Annotated in this window: 18 protein-coding genes; all 18 read left to right on the top strand. The window is 52.6% G+C overall.

Going from position 1 to position 17879, the window contains the following annotated elements:
• Window positions 1-8 precede the first annotated feature (8 nt).
• The 18 genes from IG193_RS02140 (at window position 9) to IG193_RS02055 (ending at window position 17877) form a co-directional block, all read left to right on the top strand.
• Window positions 9-1898, top strand: a complete 1890-nt coding sequence (locus IG193_RS02140; RefSeq protein WP_192819257.1) for a hypothetical protein — start codon at window positions 9-11, stop codon at window positions 1896-1898.
• A gap of 54 nt (window positions 1899-1952) precedes the next feature.
• Window positions 1953-2381 carry a hypothetical protein gene (locus IG193_RS02135; RefSeq protein WP_192819256.1) on the top strand — a complete coding sequence of 143 codons (429 nt, stop codon included), beginning with the start codon at window positions 1953-1955 and terminating at the stop codon, window positions 2379-2381.
• 43 nt (window positions 2382-2424) lie between these two features.
• Window positions 2425-3882 carry an oligosaccharide flippase family protein gene (locus IG193_RS02130; RefSeq protein WP_192819255.1) on the top strand — a complete coding sequence of 486 codons (1458 nt, stop codon included), beginning with the start codon at window positions 2425-2427 and terminating at the stop codon, window positions 3880-3882.
• 44 nt (window positions 3883-3926) lie between these two features.
• Window positions 3927-4190: a DUF86 domain-containing protein gene (locus IG193_RS02125; protein WP_192819254.1), complete on the top strand. Its 264-nt coding sequence runs from the start codon at window positions 3927-3929 to the stop codon at window positions 4188-4190.
• Window positions 4180-4563, top strand: a complete 384-nt coding sequence (locus IG193_RS02120; RefSeq protein ID WP_192819253.1) for a nucleotidyltransferase domain-containing protein — start codon at window positions 4180-4182, stop codon at window positions 4561-4563. The genes IG193_RS02125 and IG193_RS02120 overlap by 11 nt, the downstream gene beginning before the upstream one ends.
• Window positions 4563-5624, top strand: coding sequence for an ATP-binding protein (locus IG193_RS02115; RefSeq protein ID WP_192819252.1), 1062 nt, complete (start codon window positions 4563-4565; stop codon window positions 5622-5624). The genes IG193_RS02120 and IG193_RS02115 overlap by 1 nt, the downstream gene beginning before the upstream one ends.
• Before the next feature lie 100 nt (window positions 5625-5724).
• Window positions 5725-6831, top strand: coding sequence for a glycosyltransferase family 2 protein (locus IG193_RS02110; RefSeq protein WP_192819251.1), 1107 nt, complete (start codon window positions 5725-5727; stop codon window positions 6829-6831).
• A gap of 62 nt (window positions 6832-6893) precedes the next feature.
• A complete protein-coding gene (locus IG193_RS02105; protein WP_192819250.1) occupies window positions 6894-7895 on the top strand; it encodes an ATP-binding protein in 1002 nt (333 codons plus the stop codon).
• Window positions 7892-8917 carry an ATP-binding protein gene (locus IG193_RS02100; RefSeq protein WP_192819249.1) on the top strand — a complete coding sequence of 342 codons (1026 nt, stop codon included), beginning with the start codon at window positions 7892-7894 and terminating at the stop codon, window positions 8915-8917. Before IG193_RS02105 ends, IG193_RS02100 begins: the two co-directional genes overlap by 4 nt.
• A 1-nt stretch (window position 8918) precedes the next feature.
• Window positions 8919-9833, top strand: a complete 915-nt coding sequence (gene hepT, locus IG193_RS02095; RefSeq protein ID WP_218042162.1) for a type VII toxin-antitoxin system HepT family RNase toxin — start codon at window positions 8919-8921, stop codon at window positions 9831-9833.
• 68 nt (window positions 9834-9901) lie between these two features.
• Window positions 9902-10903, top strand: coding sequence for a glycosyltransferase family 4 protein (locus IG193_RS02090; protein ID WP_192819248.1), 1002 nt, complete (start codon window positions 9902-9904; stop codon window positions 10901-10903).
• A complete protein-coding gene (locus tag IG193_RS02085; RefSeq protein ID WP_192819247.1) occupies window positions 10881-11687 on the top strand; it encodes a class I SAM-dependent methyltransferase in 807 nt (268 codons plus the stop codon). The genes IG193_RS02090 and IG193_RS02085 overlap by 23 nt, the downstream gene beginning before the upstream one ends.
• 1 nt (window position 11688) lies before the next feature.
• Complete coding sequence (locus IG193_RS02080; protein WP_192819246.1) at window positions 11689-11982, top strand: glycosyltransferase; 294 nt, start codon at window positions 11689-11691, stop codon at window positions 11980-11982.
• Window positions 11979-13055 (top strand): glycosyltransferase family 4 protein, encoded by a 1077-nt coding sequence (locus IG193_RS02075; RefSeq protein WP_192819245.1) that lies wholly within the window; start codon window positions 11979-11981, stop codon window positions 13053-13055. The genes IG193_RS02080 and IG193_RS02075 overlap by 4 nt, the downstream gene beginning before the upstream one ends.
• 440 nt (window positions 13056-13495) lie before the next feature.
• Window positions 13496-14995 (top strand): hypothetical protein, encoded by a 1500-nt coding sequence (locus IG193_RS02070; RefSeq protein WP_192819244.1) that lies wholly within the window; start codon window positions 13496-13498, stop codon window positions 14993-14995.
• Window positions 14988-15659, top strand: a complete 672-nt coding sequence (locus tag IG193_RS02065) for a hypothetical protein (protein WP_192819243.1) — start codon at window positions 14988-14990, stop codon at window positions 15657-15659. The genes IG193_RS02070 and IG193_RS02065 overlap by 8 nt, the downstream gene beginning before the upstream one ends.
• Window positions 15656-16801: a glycosyltransferase family 4 protein gene (locus IG193_RS02060; RefSeq protein ID WP_192819242.1), complete on the top strand. Its 1146-nt coding sequence runs from the start codon at window positions 15656-15658 to the stop codon at window positions 16799-16801. Before IG193_RS02065 ends, IG193_RS02060 begins: the two co-directional genes overlap by 4 nt.
• Window positions 16798-17877: a glycosyltransferase gene (locus IG193_RS02055; protein WP_192819241.1), complete on the top strand. Its 1080-nt coding sequence runs from the start codon at window positions 16798-16800 to the stop codon at window positions 17875-17877. The genes IG193_RS02060 and IG193_RS02055 overlap by 4 nt, the downstream gene beginning before the upstream one ends.
• The last annotated feature ends 2 nt before the right edge of the window (window positions 17878-17879 follow it).

Below are 17879 nucleotides of genomic sequence, written 5' to 3'. Positions count from 1 at the left end.
AGATTGAAGTGCGCGTGAGGCCCTGTAGCAAGCGTTTACAGTTACTAGCCGCAGTCCTCATGAACGCGCTCGGCCTACTAGCGGGCCTCTACGGCGTGCTGGCTTTCAAGGACAACCCAAGCCTCGACACAATAGTGCGCCTAGACTACCTGCTGTGGGCGGACTTCGCCCTCACCCTCGCAGCCGTGGCAATCAACGTCAAGGTGTTCTCGGCGAGCCACAGCGTTGCCTCAACCTACGTGCTCAACCTCGTCTACGCCGTCCTCCTGCTCTACGCCCGACTAGCCTCAACCCTCCAGTCGATGCTGGACTACGACCTCATGAACCCACCGGTAGGCACGGTGTACACGCCCAGAGCCCTACCGCTGGCCCTACTCGTAGTAGTTCTCTCGGCCCTAAACCTCGTACCCTCGCTAGTACACCTGCTACTCTCGCGACCGGTAGCCCTCGCAGACGCGTACACTCTACATCAGGTGCTAGAGAGGGCGAAGCCCACCCTAGCCAGGAGACTGGACATAGGCACGCCCCGCAGGGCTATACCCCTAGCCTTCCTGACAGCATTCATCGTGAGGCTGTACCCAGAGCTGAAGTACTGGCCGTGGCACGTAGGCTGGGATACCGTCGAGTACGTAGCCCACCTCAGCGACTTTCTCGAGAAGCCCAACCCCTTCGCCCCCCACTACTGGATGGGAGGGATGAGGCACATACCCCCGCTCCTGGACATCGTCCTCGCCCTACCAGCAAGGCTCGCCGGCGCCTGGCTAGCCTTCAAGCTATACCCGCCCATAGCCTACGGGGCCCTAGCTGCCGTTACATGCGTGTTCGCCGCGAGGCTCTCGAAGGACTGGAGGAAGGGCTACGTAGCCTCGCTCCTCTCAGCGCTCTACATCCTCAACCTCAGAATATCTTGGGACTACCAGAGGCAGCTCCTCGGAAGCATACTCCTGCTGGCAACACTGGCGGCTCTCGACACTGCAGCCCTAGGCCCGCTCTCCAAGGCTACACTGCTCGTCCTCACGGCGCTGTCGCACGAAGTAACAGCCTTCGCGGCAGTAGCAGTATCGGCCTACTGGCTCTGGGAGGCCCTAAAGAGGCGTGAGAAACCCGCACCGCCGCTAGTAGCCCTAACCGCCTCAACGCTCCTCGAACTCTGGTACTGGGGAGCCCCCGTAACCCCAAACCCCTACACGCAGGTAGTCCCACCCGGCCTCGTGCCCTACGACTACTACAGCGAGGCCCCACAAACCCTGGCGTACCTCGTAGCAGGCCTAGCGCCCCTACTGCTCCCCGCCTCCCTGTCGCGGCACAAGCCCAGGTATACTGCCGTGGCTGCGCTAGCACTCCTGCTCGCTGGAACCTCGCCTCTAATCGCCCCCTACACGGCCGCGGCGACGTGGTACAGGTTCCTAATACAGGTCTCCCCGATCCTGGCGCCAGTAGCCTTCCTGGCCCTCTTAGAAACCCGGGCAGACGGGAGGCTAGTAGCCGCCGCGCTGGCGGCGGCCGTAGCGCTCCCATCGGCATACTACATAGCGGGCTCGCCAATGACTTCAAAGTACGCCTCGAGCATACGCGAGTTCCCCTACGCGATGGTTCCGGGCAATGCGCCCCACGTGCTGGCCGAGATGAACAAGACAGCCTGGCTCGTAGCGGCGGGAAACCACACAGCTATAGCCGCAGAGCCCAGTATAGCCAGGTTCATACACCTCTACATGAGGAACCCCTCTCCGCAACAGCTCGCGTGGCTTTGGAGTAGCTCTGCGACGCTCCCGTGCAACATTACAGTCACGCCCACCTTGATCGTCACGCAGGGAGAGCTCCAACGAGGCCCCTGTAACGCCACAATCGTGCCGGTAGACACTAACGCTACGTTCAAAGTGTACCTCGTAAAACCCTAGGCACTCACTAGAAAATTATTTATGCGTTCAGTGAATTATACCCCAGGCTCGTTTATGGCGGGGTGCGAGGGCTCAGCCCGTCTCCGCGGGCAACAACTCAACACCAGCATCGAGGTACAGGTAACGCCGAGGCTTGTGCGCGCCGCCCTCACTAAGGCAAGGCGTACAGGGGCATACTGGAAGCTCAAGCCCGCGGAGCGGGCAATACTCGTCCTCGCGTCCCGCCTCAACTACATAAGGAGCCCAGTCCTCCTGGACTCCATACTCTCCATACTCGAGAAGGTGTGGCCCCAGAAAGCCCTGGTGATAAGGGCCTACGAGGCAGGGCTACGCTACATAAGCTACAAGGTGGGCCTAGCACTGAGGCTTGGGGCGAGGGCCGCGGCTGAGGGGCTACTAGCCCTGGCGGGAGACGCGAGGAGAGTAGTCCTTGTTGGGCTGAGCTACTTGAACACGCCTTCATTCTACAGGGTGGTGCTGTGAGGCCCCCTCAACAGGGCAAACACCGGTAGACCCCAAGGACACCATGGCTGAACCAGAGTACTTCCTAAGAGGCGCCTTCTGGCTCACGGCAGGCCAGCTAACAGCCACGCTCGTAGCCGGGATAGCTTCGATACTCGTCGCCAGGATCCTCGGGCCCGACGGGTACGGGCTCTACAGCCTCTCGATCTCCGCCGCGAGCCTCCTAGCAGTGTTCTCGTGGTTTGGCGTAGACCAGGCTACAGTAAGGTATGCCTCCCGGGAGAAGCAAAAGGCTAAACGCTACCTGGACGCTGCCGTGACACTCGCAATAATAAACACTCTAGCTCTAGCAGCCCTCGGCACGGCGGCCTCACGGCTACTAGCGTCAGCAGTCAACAGGCCTCAGCTAGCACAGCTGGTCTCTCTCGCCTCGATAGCTCTAGCCTTCTCGGTACTCTTCTCGACGTCGGGTCTCCTCACAGCCGTAGGCAGGCCAGACGTGACTGCCAAGGCTGGCGTTGCGTTGCAGCTCCTGAGAGCCCTCCTGGTGACAAGCCTAGCCCTGCTAGCAGGCTACTACGGCGCGGTGCTGGGCCACAGCCTGGCGTACGTCGCGGCGTCCCTACTCGTACTCGCGGTCTACTCGAGAACCATAGGGGCATGGAGGCCGACTCTCTCGGGGCTGGGGCGCGTGCTCGCCTTCGGTATCCCGCTCTGGCTGCCAGGAGTCATCGGGGCACTCGTAGCATTTACCCGCACGGCTATAATGGGCATGCTCCTGAGCAATACAGACATAGGAGGGCTGGCAGTAGCGATGAACTTCACCGCCCTACTGGGGGTTCTGGTCGCGCCTTTTTCCTCCATGGCCCTACCCTACATCTCAGCCTCAAACAACAGCGAGGAGAGAGCTCTAAGCCACGTCGTGAAAAGCTCAGCCCTAGTGGCAACACCGCTGGCAGTCTACACCCTACTCTACGCAGAACCCCTAGTTCACGCAGTCTACGGCGCGGAGTACGCGGGCGCCGCGTGGCCCCTCAGGATACTGGCCCTGCAGTACCTGCTCCCACTAGCGGGCTCCGCAGGGCTCGCGCAGTACCTGGTAGCCAAGGGAGACAACATGACAGTACTGGAGGCATCCGTCCTCGCAAACCTCGTACAGCTAGCAACAGTATACCCCCTCACCCGGGCGCTACACGCCCTGGGAGTCGCGGCAACACTAGCAGCGTCCCAGGCTGCGTGGCTCGCCTACACGGCTCTAAAAGCAGGGGTGAAAGCCTACACGCTCAAGCCACTACCCCCGGCACTACTAGCCGCGCTGCCGGCAGCACTGCCACTACTACTCCAGGCGCACCAGCTACTCAAGGCAGCCCTAGGCCTCGCAATCTACGCCGCCGCATATGCCATCCTAGCCCTGAAAACCGGCGCACTCGCCCCAGCAGACGTGGCGGTACTACTCAGGCAATTCCACAGCCTTACAGCCGGCCCGGCGGAGACGCCAGGGAAGAAGCAGCACTGCCACTGAGCTAGGCACGCTAAAGCGGTGCTCGTCGAGGGCTCGTCGAGGCGTTGACCGCGGCTCTACACCACATAGCCAGGAGGGGCTTTAGCCTAGCCCCAGAGACTCCGACTGCGACGTTGAGGCTCCTCGCCGAGAGGGGGCTTGTAACCGTGGATGAGGTGGAGGACGTGGCTAGGCTCATAAGGTTGAGGAACCTCCTCGTCCACAGGTACTGGGTCGTGGACGACAAGAAAATACATGACGAAGCGAGAAGGAATTTTAAAAAGGTAGTAAGCCTCGTTGAGAGGATTAAAAGGCTCTATGGAGTTTGAGGAGAGGTACACCTACTACAGGGGGAGGAGGGAGGAGGTGCTAGGAGGGCTGAGGAGGATTCTGGGGACGGAGCCAAAAGTCCTCCTGGCCACGGTCTTCGGGAGCTTCGCGGAGGGCGAGGTGTACAGAGACGTAGACGTTGCAGTCTACGCTGTTGACGCCGACCTGCACTACTACCTAACACTGGGCGCGAGGCTGGAGATGGAGCTGGGAGTGCCAGTGGATCTAGTCCCTCTAGACGAGGCGCCGCCCACGCTAACAATAAGGGCGCTGAAGGGGATCGTGGTCGTGGAGAAGGCACCGGGGCTCTACGAGGCGTTGCTGAGCAGGGCGCTGGACGAGCTAAGGCTGATCGAGGCGGTGGAGCGGTAATGATGCGGATCAGGCTCCGCTTCGTCCCGGGTGTGGACGTTGAGTTCGTGGATAGGGATGTGGCCATCCGCCAGGTCGGGGACTTCGCAGAGAGGGGCACCCGCTTCCCCCTGGTGGTCTACGGGCCGGAGGGCTGCGGCAAGACCGCTTTGTTCAGGCAGGCCTTCGAGGTGCTCCGCGAGAGGGGCTACAGCGTTGTGTACATAAGCCCCCTCGAGAGGGAGGCTAGAGATAGGCTAATCGCCACCGACGATTTCAAGCCTAAGCTGGCTGTGGACAAGCTTGCACGCCTCTTGACGAGGCTGACGGGGGCCGTCGGCGGCGAGGCCCCCGCCGCTCTGGTCGAGTATGCTCTCAACTTAATTACATGGGCAATAAGGAGGGGCAAAAGGAGGATCGCTGTTCTGGCGGACGACATATTCAAGGCGGTTGGCTTAGACAAGGCAGAGATATACGTGAAGATATTGCTCAACTTCATAGAGTACCCCTCAAGGCCGGTAGAGAAGATAGTCGTGCTGGTGGGCTCAAGCGAGGGGGAGACTAGGGAGAAGATCGGCAGACATAGATGGTCTCATATAGTAGCCATGTGGAATATGCCAAGGGAGGGGTTCAAGCGGTTGTACGATCAACTGCCGGGGGAGAAACCCCCACTCGAGGACATGTGGAGAGTAACCGGGGGGAACCCCGGGTACCTAGCCAAGCTTTGCGAGGCCAGGTGGAACGTTGAGGTCTTTATCAGCAATTTCATACGTGAGAGGAAGCTTAGGTCTTTCGTGGACAGGCTTACTCCGCTTCAGCGTGAGGTGCTGGCGGAGGCTGTGGAGGATCCCGACGTGCTTAGGCGTAGGCTTAGGGAGGCTGAGGACAAGAGGCCAATGGTAGACCTGATAAACAGGCTGGTGGAGGAGAACTTAATAGTTGACTATCTGCCGTCTAGGGAGCCCCATGGGTGGATTGACGAACCGCCGCCGGTGGACAGGGAGCTGGGCATTGGGGAATTTTTCGCATGGCAGATGCCCCTGCATAGGGAGGCTGTTAGGAGGGCGCTCGAGGCCCTATGAAGGTGGACGCCGGCGGACGTGGCCTCAAGACGGCGGCGCGCAGCACCTCAACACATAGACGTGGCGGTGGAGTCCTCCCCGCGGAAGCCGCAGAGAAAAAATGATATTCGAGGCTGTAGCCTTACTACTAGCGTTCATACACTTTAGCATCCCGCTAGCATACTACTGGTACGCTAAGGCCGTGTGGCTCAAGAAGCCCTGGAACATAAAAGCTGACCTCAACTACACCCCTAGGGTCACGGTCATAGTCCCAACGTACAACGAGGCAACCCTAATACAGCAGAAACTCGACGATATCGCGGCACAAGACTATCCGAGAGACAGCCTAGAAGTCATAGTAGTCGACTCGGCGAGCACCGACAGAACACCGGAGATAGCGGAGGAGTGGGCTAGGGGGAACAACCTCCAGGTGAAAGTGCTCCGGGAGCCCGTGAGGAGGGGGAAAGCCCATGCACTGAACACGGCCTTAAGCCACGCGACCGGAGAGGTTGTCGTGGTCTCAGACGCAGACTCGACGTGGGCTACAAGGGACACGCTCAGGAGGGCCGTAGCAGTTCTCGCAGACCCGTCCGTAGGAGCAGTCACGTGCATCAAAGTGCCTGCAGGCAGGAGCCCCGGGAGAGTCGAGGAGACCTACAGGGGCTACTACAACACCCTCAGAGTAGCCGAGAGCAAGAAGCACTCGACGCCCGTCTTCCACGGGGAGCTCGCGGCGTTCAGGAGGAAGCTCCTTGATGAAGTAAAAGCTTTCCCAACCTACACGGGCTCTGACGACAGCCACACAGCGACGCTCATAGCCTTGAAGGGCTACAGGGCCGTGGCGCTCGAAGATCTCGTTTGCGTGGAGTTCCTGCCCACTAGGGGCTACACGTCCTGGAGGGTCAGGAGAGCCCAGCACCTGGTACAGCACTTCGCGTACACGCTAAAGCGCGTACCGCGAGCCCCAAGGGGCTTGAAGCCAATACTCGTAGCGGAGGCATACTTGCACCTGCTAAACCCATGGCTACTGCTAGCAGCGGCAATACTACTGTCCGCTGCGGCGGCAAAGGGGGACGTGCTAGCGGCGGCGGCGCTGTCTGCGGGCATACTACTGCTAGCCCTCAAGCCCTACAGGACGTGGATAGCGTCACAGCTATACCTAATCCTCGGGTCGCTGAGGAACCTCTCCGGCAAGGGGATAGCGTGGGAGAAAACAGCGAAGAGATAGGCGTGGCAGGCGCCACTACACGGGGAGGCCGCTAGGAGTGCATTGAGTGAGGAGGGTAACCCGTGAGGAGGGTTAAGCTGAGGCTGGCTGATCTAGATGTGGAGTTTGCTGATAGGGATACTGCTCTTAGACAAGTTGAGGAGTTTGCTGAGAGAGGTACCTACCCTGTATATGTTATATATGGACCTGAGGGCTGCGGGAAAACAGCCTTATTTAGACAGGCAAAGGCCATACTTGAGGAGCATGGCTACATAGTAATATATTTTAGCCCAATGGAGAAGGAGTTTGAATACAGATTAAGTGTATCTGATGATGCTAAAGAGCTCGTAAAACCTGTTCTCGAGGTTCTTCTAGGAGAAAACGGTGCTAAATTTGTTGAGAGGGCTATAGAGCTAGCGTCTAGGGTTATGAGGTATAGAGAAAGAGTTGCTGTTTTAGCAGATGACATCTTCCAGGCTGTAGGCCTAGAGAGAGCTGAGATATACGTAAAGATGTTGCTGAACCTAATAGAATATCCTTCTGCACCTATAGAGAGGGTTGTGGTATTGGTGGGTTCTAGCGAGGGGACAACCAGGGTGAGGGTTGGTAGACATAGCTGGGCATTGCTAAGAGGTATGTGGAATATGTCTAGAGACGGATTTAGAGAGCTATATGAGCAAATATCTGGTGAAAAGCCATCGTTCGATGAGGTCTGGAGGTGGACTGGAGGAAACCCTAGATATTTAGCAGAACTGTATAAGGCTGAGTGGGATGTGGAAGTAGTCGTGAAGGGCCTAGTCAGGAGGAAGGGACTTGATAAACTAGCTAAAAAATGGAGACAGGGCCTTGAGAGGGCTGTGGAGGACCCTGATTATCTATGGGACGAGTATCCGAGAACCGAGGGATTGATTCAAGAGCTCACCGAGCTAAACCTACTATCTGAGACTGGCTATAGAGATACATACCTATGGATAGATCAGCCGCCACCTGTAGATAAGGAGCTTGGTATTGGAGAGAAATATGCTTGGCAGACTCCTTTACATAGGGAGGCCGTTAGGAGGATATTGAGGGAGATTGGTTCATGAAGAGGATTAAACTGAGATTAGCTGACCTAAATGTCGTGTTTACCGATAGAGATATAGCGGTTAGGCAGATAGAAGAATTAGCTGATAGAGGTACCTACCCTGTATATGTTATATATGGTCCTGAGGGCTGCGGGAAAACAGCCTTATTCAGACAGGCAAAGGCTGCGTTGGAGGAGTGGGGGTACTATGTAGTATACTTTAGCCCCCTTGAAAAGGAAGCTATGTGGAGACTGAGCATTACTGAGGACGCTAGAGAGTTGGTTGAACCTGTATTGTCAGTGGCATTGGGGGAGAGTGGTGCTAGGTTTGTTGAGAAAGCTATAGAAATAGCTGCCATGCTCATGAGGTATAGGGAGAAGATTGCTGTTCTAGCTGACGACATTTTTCAGGCTATTGGTCTTGGTAAAGCTGAGATGTACGTAAAGATGTTGCTGAACCTAATAGAGTACCCAAATACACCGATAGAAAAAGTAGTGATCCTCGTAGGCTCCAGTGAAGGGATGACTAGATCAAGGATCGGTAGGCATAACTGGGCCACGATTTGGGGTATGTGGAATATGCCGAGAGAGGGGTTTAGGCTGCTCTACGAGCAGTTACCAGGTGAGAAGCCCGGCTTCGAGGAAGTATGGATGTGGACAGGTGGAAATCCTAGGTACTTGAGCGAGCTATATGAGGCCGGGTGGGATGTGGAGGCGGTCGTGAGGAGGATATTTGTGGCGGGGGTAAAGCCCCTTGTGAGCGAGCTCACGCCGCTCCAGCAAGCGGCTCTTGAGGAAGCCGTAGATGACCCAGATACGCTCCTGCGCAGGCTTAGAGAGGCTGAGGACAAGAGGCCAATGATAGACTTGATAAATAAGTTAGTGGAACAAAACCTAGTCGTGACCTACTTGCCTCCCAGGGAGCGGCTCCTGTGGATAGACCAGCCGCCTCCCGTGGACAGGGAGCTAGGCGTAGGCGAGGACTTCGCATGGCAGACACCCCTACACAGAGAGGCCGCTAGGAGGGCACTTGAGGCGCGGTAGAGTGCAGGCTGGTCGTTCGCATAGGCCAGGCATGCTAAGCCGTGAGCCAGCCATGGTGGGCGGAGGCGCTGTTGACAGGGGTGAAGTTGTTAGGAGGCTATCGGAGCTGTTCTCGGAGCTGAGGGATGTCGAAGTGGCCGTGCTGTTCGGCTCGTTGGCGCGCGGCTCCCCGAACCCGCGCGACATCGATATTGCCGTGAGGTTTTCCGCCGAGAAATCACTCCTAGACCTGTCAGAGCTCGCCGTGAGGATCGCTGAAAAGCTTGGTGTTGGGGTAGAGGCCATAGACATAGTGGATCTGGGAGGGGCAAAGCCCCTGCTCTTATTCAAGGTGTTAAAGGAAGGCGTGGTGGTGAAGGGCAGCGAGGATGCCTTAATGAAGCTTCTAGAGAAGGCACTCCTAGGCACTGACCAACTAATGGAGACCAGGCTCTGGGGCACACTCGACCCAGAGCCCAAGGTGGATGAGGTCATCATATCCTCGAGAGTCGAGGAGATTAGGAGGAACAGGGACTTCCTAAGGAGCGAGATACTCACTAAAAAGGTCGAGGAACTCACATACAAAGATGTTTTAGCCCTCGAAAGAGCAGTCCACAGAATAATCGAGGCAATACTAGACATATGTAGACACCTCATAGCAGTCCACTCCCTCGGACTCGTTGAAAGCTACGGCGAATACCCGCTCAGGCTAGCCCGCGCAAACATCATGCCAAGGGATCTAGCGGAGGACGTCTCTAGGCTAGCGGCGCTGAGAAACATCCTCGTTCATAGATACTTAGAAATAGATTTGAGGGAGCTCTACGAAGCCGCGGAGAGAATCGTTGGGCACATCACCCCAAAGTTCCTGGAATGGATTAAGGACTTGAGCAAAGACAATACCTCATACAATAAGGCCGAGGGACAAACCCATGGATAAAGGCCACGGCAGGACTGATATATACTCCGTATACGTCGTAATAGCCCTAAGGACGGGGCTTAGGTAAGATGAGGATAGCGTTCACCAGGCGCAAGGACGCCACGTACATCGACGGGGTGAATAGATTCGTGTACACGCTCGCGGCGGGGCTGGAGAGGCTGGGCCACGAAGTGTTCATCGTGAGCCACACAGCCGAGGATAGGGAGGCTGCGGCGCGGGTATTCGGGCCGAAAGCCAGGGAGGTGATAGCTTTGGCGAAGAAGCACAGGGGATGGCTAGGGATGGCGCTGGACTGGTGGCTGAAAGGAGGCAGGCTGCTAAGGAGACTGGGGGCAGAGGCGGCCGTGGTCAATGGCGTAATACCGCTCAGATTTAAGCCAAAGGTGGCGGTAAACCACGGCGTGTTCAAGGTCGGCTTAATTGGGAAATTCGCCGCACCCCTCTATAGGCAATACAACGAGGTAGTGTGCGTCTCACACAAGCTGGTGCGGGAGCTGGAGGCCTTGGGCATAAGATGCAGCGAGATAATACCCATACCCATTGAAGTCGCGAGATACAGAGCGAGGCCGCTCGAAGAAAGAGAGAGGCTAATCCTGCACGTGGGGACGAGGCCCGTCAAGAGGGCCGATATATCCATAGAGGCGGTGAAGGAGCTGAGGCGCAGGGGCCACAACGTGAGGCTAGTGGTGGCGGGGCCTCCTAATCCGCAACTGCCGAGGCTCGAACACGTGGAGTACAAGTTCGGCGAGCTGGCGGAGCTCTACTCCCGCGCCCTCGCCCTAATCCTACCCTCAGAGTACGAGGCCCTCCCCTACGTCGCGTTGGAGGCGCAGGCCTCAGGCACGCCTGTCGTCGTGAGCGACGCGGTGCCCGAGGAGGCGGTCGTAAACGGCGTCACAGGCATTGTCGTCAGATCCAGAGACCCCAGGGCGTATGCGGATGCGCTGGAGAGGCTGATGACCGACGAGGGGCTGTGGCGCAGGATGTCGGCCGCCGCATTGGAGCACGCGAAGAAATACGACGTAGAGGCCGTGGCGAGGAGGTGGGATGAGTTACTCTCCAGGTTTTAATGTCGAGGAGATCGTGAAGAGGCTGGGAGACGACAAGGCCCTATGGTCGTTCTACCTGGAGTACTCCAGGAGGATCTACGTGGTAAACCTAGCGAAGAGGTTCTGCCCTGGAAGGCGTGTCGTCGACCTCGGCGCACAGCCCTTCATCTTGAGCTGCATGCTGAGGGCGTTAGGCTACGACGTGACCGCGGTTGATGTAGAGCCCGAGAAATACGAGAGCATGGCAAAGGCATGTGGAGTTGAGGTCGTGAAGTCCGACTTGGAGAGGGCCATTGATCTACCCAGTGAATCCTTCGACTGCGCGGTATTCTCCGAGGTGCTGGAGCACCTAAACCCCTACTACGCCCCAAAGACTCTCTGCGAAATAGGTAGGGTGTTGAGGACGGGCGGCGTCCTCATCCTAACCACGCCTAACGTGGCAAGCCTCTTCAGGAGGCTGAAGGCCTTAATCGGCCGCAACCCGATCTACAGATACCATGTCCACGAATACACAATGGACGAGGTACAACAACTATTGATTGAGAGCGGCTTCGAGGTCGTCTTCAAGGAGTACACGCCGGTGAATGATTTGAGCTTCATCGACTGCTCAGAGGAGGAATACAAATCGCTGAGGAGCTATGTGGACCTGCTCAAAGCGGCGATTAAGAGGCCGTCTAAGATCCGCGTGCTGAGGGCCGCGGCCTACCCAGTGGTGAGGATGGTTCCGTCCCTTAGGATGTTGATGGCCCTAGTGGGGAGAAAGGCGCCACGAGCGTGTAAAGCCGTAGTTGAAAGATGGGGGTGAAATGAGGATAGTCCACATTGCGCCGTTCTACCGCCCGGTCGTGGGCGGGGTCGAGGAGGTCGCGGAGAAAATAGCGGAGTACATGGCGTCCAGGGGGCACGAAGTATACGTGTTGACCTACAACAGGGACAGGCGGAGAGCGGGAGGATTGCCGGAGAGGGAGGAGATAAACGGTGTGGAGGTGGTGAGGCTTAGGCCGGATTTCGCCTACAGCCACGGTACGTACAGCGCGGAATTGCCTAAGGCCCTCGAGGCGCAGCGCGGAAATCCTCAAAATATAACATGGATACCATGAGGATAATCTACGTCTCGCCCGGCTATTTCCCGCGGATAGGCGGCGTAGAGTATGTGGTGAAGTCTGTGGCCGAGAGGCTAGCCTCCAAAGGCCATGAGGTGACAGTGGTAGCGGGCTCACCCGAGGCCGAGGCGCCGGGCAGAGAGGAGATAAACGGCGTGGAGGTGCTCAGATGGCCCACCTGGGCGCCGGGCGGCGCCTACCACATGCCCAAGGCCACCGGCAAGTTCGCGGAGGCAGTGGCGGAGCTCTGCAGGGGGGCCGACGTCCTCCACATACATAACATACACGCTATCACGGCCTACTACGCTTGGAGGGGGTGGAGGAGGTGCGTAGGTAAGGTGAGGCTGGTCGTCACGCCTCACTACCATAGAACCGGGCATACCATATTCAGAAGACTACTCTGGATCCCTTGGAGAACCGTAGTGGGTAGAATGCTGAGGAGTGCAAGCGTGATTCACGCTGTATCAGAATACGAAGCCATGTTGCTTGAAGAGGACTTCGGTGTGAAGCCCATTGTGATAATGCATGGAGTTGACGAAGACGTGTTAAGCTATAAGTGGGATCCAAGGGGGTATGCCATGTACGCTGGGAGGATCGAGAAGTACAAGAACATAGATCTCGTAGCATGGGTAATCGCGGAGATGAATAGACGCTACGGCACAGACCTGGAGTTCCTAGTAGTCGGTGAAGGCCCTTACGCGGAAAGGCTCCGAAGAAACCTCGAGAGGATAGGCCTAAAGTACAGCATACTGCCATTCCAACCGAGGAAGAGATACTTAGAGCTACTCTCGCATGCAAGCCTCTTTATGACGCTATCAAGGAGAGAAGCATTCGGGATAACACCACTAGAAGCAGTAACAATCGGGGTTCCAACAGTCATAACAAAACCGTGGGGAGAGCACTTCAAGGGGATCGGCAGGGTACTCATAGTCGACGCAGACGAGCCCGTTAGCAAGCTGGCCGAAGAAGTACACAGGTTCCTGTCACAGGCTAAAGCGAATGCAAACAAGCGTGCTTGTACGTGGGACGAAATAGCCCTAGAATACATTGAGAAGCTTTACACTATCTAAACCAAAGAAAGAATTCAATCTTGCTCAGTCATGAAGAAGACTGCAAGGTTTTGAAAAAGTCGCACAGCCTTGCAGGACACGTAAAGACAGCTACACTTAAAGCCTTTAAGGAATACCTCGAAGATAACGGTTTCAGAGAGTCTCATCATTGTATAGCAAGGAAGGATTTTTAATAATTCTAGTCGACCATGCAATGCACTTCTTCCCTAGCTTAAGTAGAAGGTTCGCCGTATTAACGAAATACATGGGAGACAGGAACAAATCCTAATATTTTCTGAATATAAAAGCATATAAAAGCATACAAGGACTCTCATGAAAGCCTTGCTAGTAGTCCCGAGCAAGGGTTGCGGGTACCTTACTTATCTAACGAGAAGCAGAGCAATATTGTTAATGAATTTAAAAAACATTAATTTCAGGCGACACTGAAGGTGCAGATTTAAATGAAACTTACATTATCAAAGAACGAAAATAGAATTCTTCAAATAACAGTCTCTCTAGTCACGTCCATTGCAGCTCCTATTTTTCTGCTTGGACTATATAGTGTTATGCATCACGTTTCCTATGGGCAGCTTGCTGACTCCTATGAAATTAGCCATAGTGGTCATATCCCCCTTAGAGGGTTTTGCCCCCTAACTCCGGTACCATTTGTATGGGGTGCAGTGGTATTTGAGGTCTTGGCCATGGACATCATGCATGTGAATCTTTTATTTACCGTTCTATTTCTTACATCGCTAGGTATGTTGTCTGTCTCTGTTATGCGACAGCATAGGCTGGCTGCTCTTGCTGTTATTAGCCCCGCTATTGTTCTACTCTATCCTTCAACAATATATGAGTTTGGGTTTCATCACCAATGGTTCGCTGTATTGGTCTTTGCTTTTACTTCATACACGGCCTTTAAGTTCGTTGCACATGACGCAGATTACGGAAGGGTCTCCCTCTTGCTTTCAGTGCTAGGGTCTTCACTAGCATTATCACACCCGTTCACCCTTATACACTTTATTTCGCTCGTGCTAGCTATGCTATTCCTAGCATCCCTCTTACATAGTAATAGAGGCTCCAGAAATCTCTACGTGTGTTGTGTCTCCTCTATTCTAGTCAGCATAGCTTCAACAGTTTTTAATGAAACCCTTATGAACATCGTTAAGAGAGATTACATTCCATTTTTAAAACACTTGGAGTTACTAGTACATGAGTCCTTAAGATACTCACAATTAGTGACTACTCCTCCTCCTCAAGGTTTACTTCCATTCGTAGGATCAATCGTGGTCAAAATATATATTGTGGTAGTATTCATCATCCCTTACATAGCTCTTCTCCTCAACAGATTTTCCTTGAAGAATAGATCAGTCTTAATCTTTACCGTAAGTTTAACTAGTTCCGTAGCTTTCTACATGGCTGTTGGTTTAACATTACTGCCATTGACACTAGCCTTTACCGGGAGATGGTTATGGCACTTTGTCATATTACCACCCTATACTCTTTATATTTTAAGTCTAATGCCTGCGGAGAGGAAGAAACTGGGCAAGCTAATGGAGCTTTTCAGGCATATTTTCACGGCCTTGTGCTTGATCGGCCTGGCGACATCGCCTTTAGCCACGGTTGAAAGAGTCCCGTTAAAAGACTACTATGCTGTTTATTCACCATACACTATAGCTTTAAATAAGGTGTTGCAACATCTATCTCATGGAGTCTCCCTTACACCAGGATACTATTTAATGAAACTTAACGTCACTGTTCCTGTGGATGAAGTAGCCCTTTACACATTCAAAGACCCCCAATCTAGAATAAAAGCTCTACATAGCACTGACGTGGTGATTCTGAGTAATGGATTAAAGTTGCAGCTGATGCTTGAGAATACAGATCAGCTCTACAACACCCTTCTTGATAAACGTGATAAAATCTACGACCAAGAAACATATGCGGTGCTTTGGCGTGTATAGAAATCGCCAGAAGAGGGGAGCCGTTATACTGATTTCAGGCCCTGAGGCTACGGGAAAAACAACACTATCGCTAAAATTATCTAGGAGACTATCATGTCCTAAGAGTACTTTCTTAGGATTCCACTACCTAACATTCATGATCTTAGCATTACTAAAGGGAATTCTCATAGTGCTTTATCCGAAGGCATTTTTCTTGAAAAAAAGCAGTCTTTTAGATTATCCCAGGTTAGCAAGTCTTTACTACAGATTATTGCCTATTATTTTCTACATAGAACTGTTATCTCTGCATTTGGCATACTACATTAAAATTAGATTACCGCTGTTTCTGCGGGGCTGCATCATCGTAGATGAGGGCATCATAAATATCATTGGGAACTACTTAGAGCTCGCAACACGTGTAAATGATCCAAGGGTGTGGAGATTTCATCTAGCTCTTATAGTAAGAGTTTTGGCTCTGAACAGAGCTATGCTTAAACAGTATAAGGTATACAATATTTACCTCGACATAGATTTCCCCGAACAGCTGAAAAGAGTTGTTAAGAGGGGAAAGCCTACAACGACAGTTGGTGGGCTTTACAGACGTAGGACATTCTTAGAGCTCGCAAGACGTTTATATGCAAGGACTTTAGGAGGAGAAGTGCACGAGGTGTATATAAATAAATGAAAACTTGCATACTTCACGTATCCCTTAATCCTATAGGTGGAGGTGAGCGTGTAGTATTAGAGATGGTTAAGGCGCTTAAAGATATAGGAGCTGAACCGCTTCTTATATTACTTGAGCCCCCTAAGAATCCTCTTCTTCACGAATTCTTAGAGGAGATTCGCAGTACACGTGTTTTATGGCTATTTGATTCTCGGCGCCCTATTACTCTAAAACATGCAGTGGGAAGCTTTAATGCAAGGTTCCTCAGACTTCTTAAAAAACTTGATTGTAATCTTTTAATAAATGCTACAGGGTTATATTCTATAGTATTAGGAGATATAACGTACGTCCACTGGCCGTTTCACTTAGACCTCTCTTCAACCTTCAGGAATTTCGGTGAAAAAATTTACGGGAGTCTAATGCTTGAGTTTGCCGATGCCGTGAATGCTTTAATGGAACCGAAGTTTATAGCGTATAACAGTAAGCTAACATTTAGAAGAACTATGGAGGTTATGAAAACGCTTAGACCGGCTATACCTGTTACATATTTTAAATTCAACAATGCCACCCATACAATACTATACCCACCTGTTAATGTCGAGAGGATAGTCAGGCATGCGAAGCCTGACCTTAAAGAAGATTTAGTTGTTACATTAAGTAGAATAGACAGTAGAAAAAGACTTGAAATGCTACTACCTATAGCTAAAGAAGTACTCCAGGAAAAGCCCCACACCAGCTTTATAATCCTCGGCGCTCTCAATGATCCAGAATATTTCCAAGCACTAAAAAGCTTATTTGAACGTAAATCGGTAAACGTACGCTTCGCCATCAATACACCCGAAAAGGAAAAGCTTCGAATACTGTCTAGAGCAAAGGTTTTACTCCATTTAATGCCGTTTGAACATTTCGGGATAGCCATAGTCGAAGGGATGGCTGCCGGGGCTATACCAATCGTACATAGAGAGTGTGGAGTATCAGAGTTCATTGATGATGAATACCTTTATTCATCTTACAGAGAAGTTCCCGGGAAAATTCTGAGAGCTTTGAATATTTATGACACACACCTCGCTAAGAAGTTCATGGAGATGGCCATGAGATTTGATGCTAAAGTTTTTAGGACAAAATTTATCTCCCTCTACAATAAGTTGGTGTCAAACCGATGAACCCCCTGACCTCTATAATATGGGTGAACCATAACAGTTATAGATTTATAAATTTAACGCTTGAGAGCCTCGAAGGCGCACTCAACATTGATTATTCTCCTGTAGAGCTCATAGTGATTGATAATGGATCCACCGATGGAAGCTTTGAATACTTAAAGAACTACATAGAGTTGAGGAAGCCCTCAGACATGAAAGTGAAAATTATTAGGTTAAACAAGAACATTGGGTTTACAGCTGCGGTAAACATAGGCTATGCATCTAGGAGCAAGGACGCAAAGTACGTGGTACTCCTCAATAATGATGCTGTTCCTTACCCTGAAAGTTTAGCAACACTCATCGAGGTTATGGAACAAAATCCTGGGCTCGGTGCCGTACAAGGAATCATAGTGTCTCAATCTAACCCCGAGATTATTGATACAGCTGGAGGCTTCCTAAGTGAACTGTTGACTTCACACATGGCTTACAGGGGAATGCCTAGGCAGACTGTGAAGAAGGGGTTTTACATAACGTATGCAGATGGTTCCTATGCCGTGTACAGTATAGATGCCTTAAAGAAATCTTTAAAGAATGATAAAAAAATATTCTACGATTTCGCGTATGGATATTTTGATGACGACTTCATAGGCCTTAAATTATGGAACAGAGGCTTCAAAATCGCTTCACTGCCCATCGTTGCGGCAAAACACCATAGAGGAAGCACTTTTGGAAAAGTTAAGCCTCTGCAAATATATCTCGGCTTCAGAGGCTTAATAGCATTGAGCCATATCTCGAATAGCAGGCTCAAAGGTTTAGTCAGCCTCTTGGCACTGAGAAGCTTTTCACCAGTGGCATGCTATGGTATTCCAGCCAAAGAATGCAAACAGTTAATATACTCTCAATATAAAGCATACTTAATGGGTAGAAGGATGGGAAAAATACTGTCCATACTCGGCGAAGATATAGATTTATACAGGGCGCCAATAGTCAGAATACCCCTTCATCTAGCGATACCGTACTTAGTCTTAATCAGGAAGCTCCATGAATATGTGGATAAAAAGATCGTAAAACTCGTGGAAGAATTACAAGTGGATTTCTAGTC

It is taken from the genome of Infirmifilum lucidum (assembly GCF_014876775.1).
Taxonomy (GTDB): domain Archaea; phylum Thermoproteota; class Thermoprotei; order Thermofilales; family Thermofilaceae; genus Thermofilum; species Thermofilum lucidum.
This window is presented reverse-complemented; position numbering and strand designations above follow the sequence as displayed.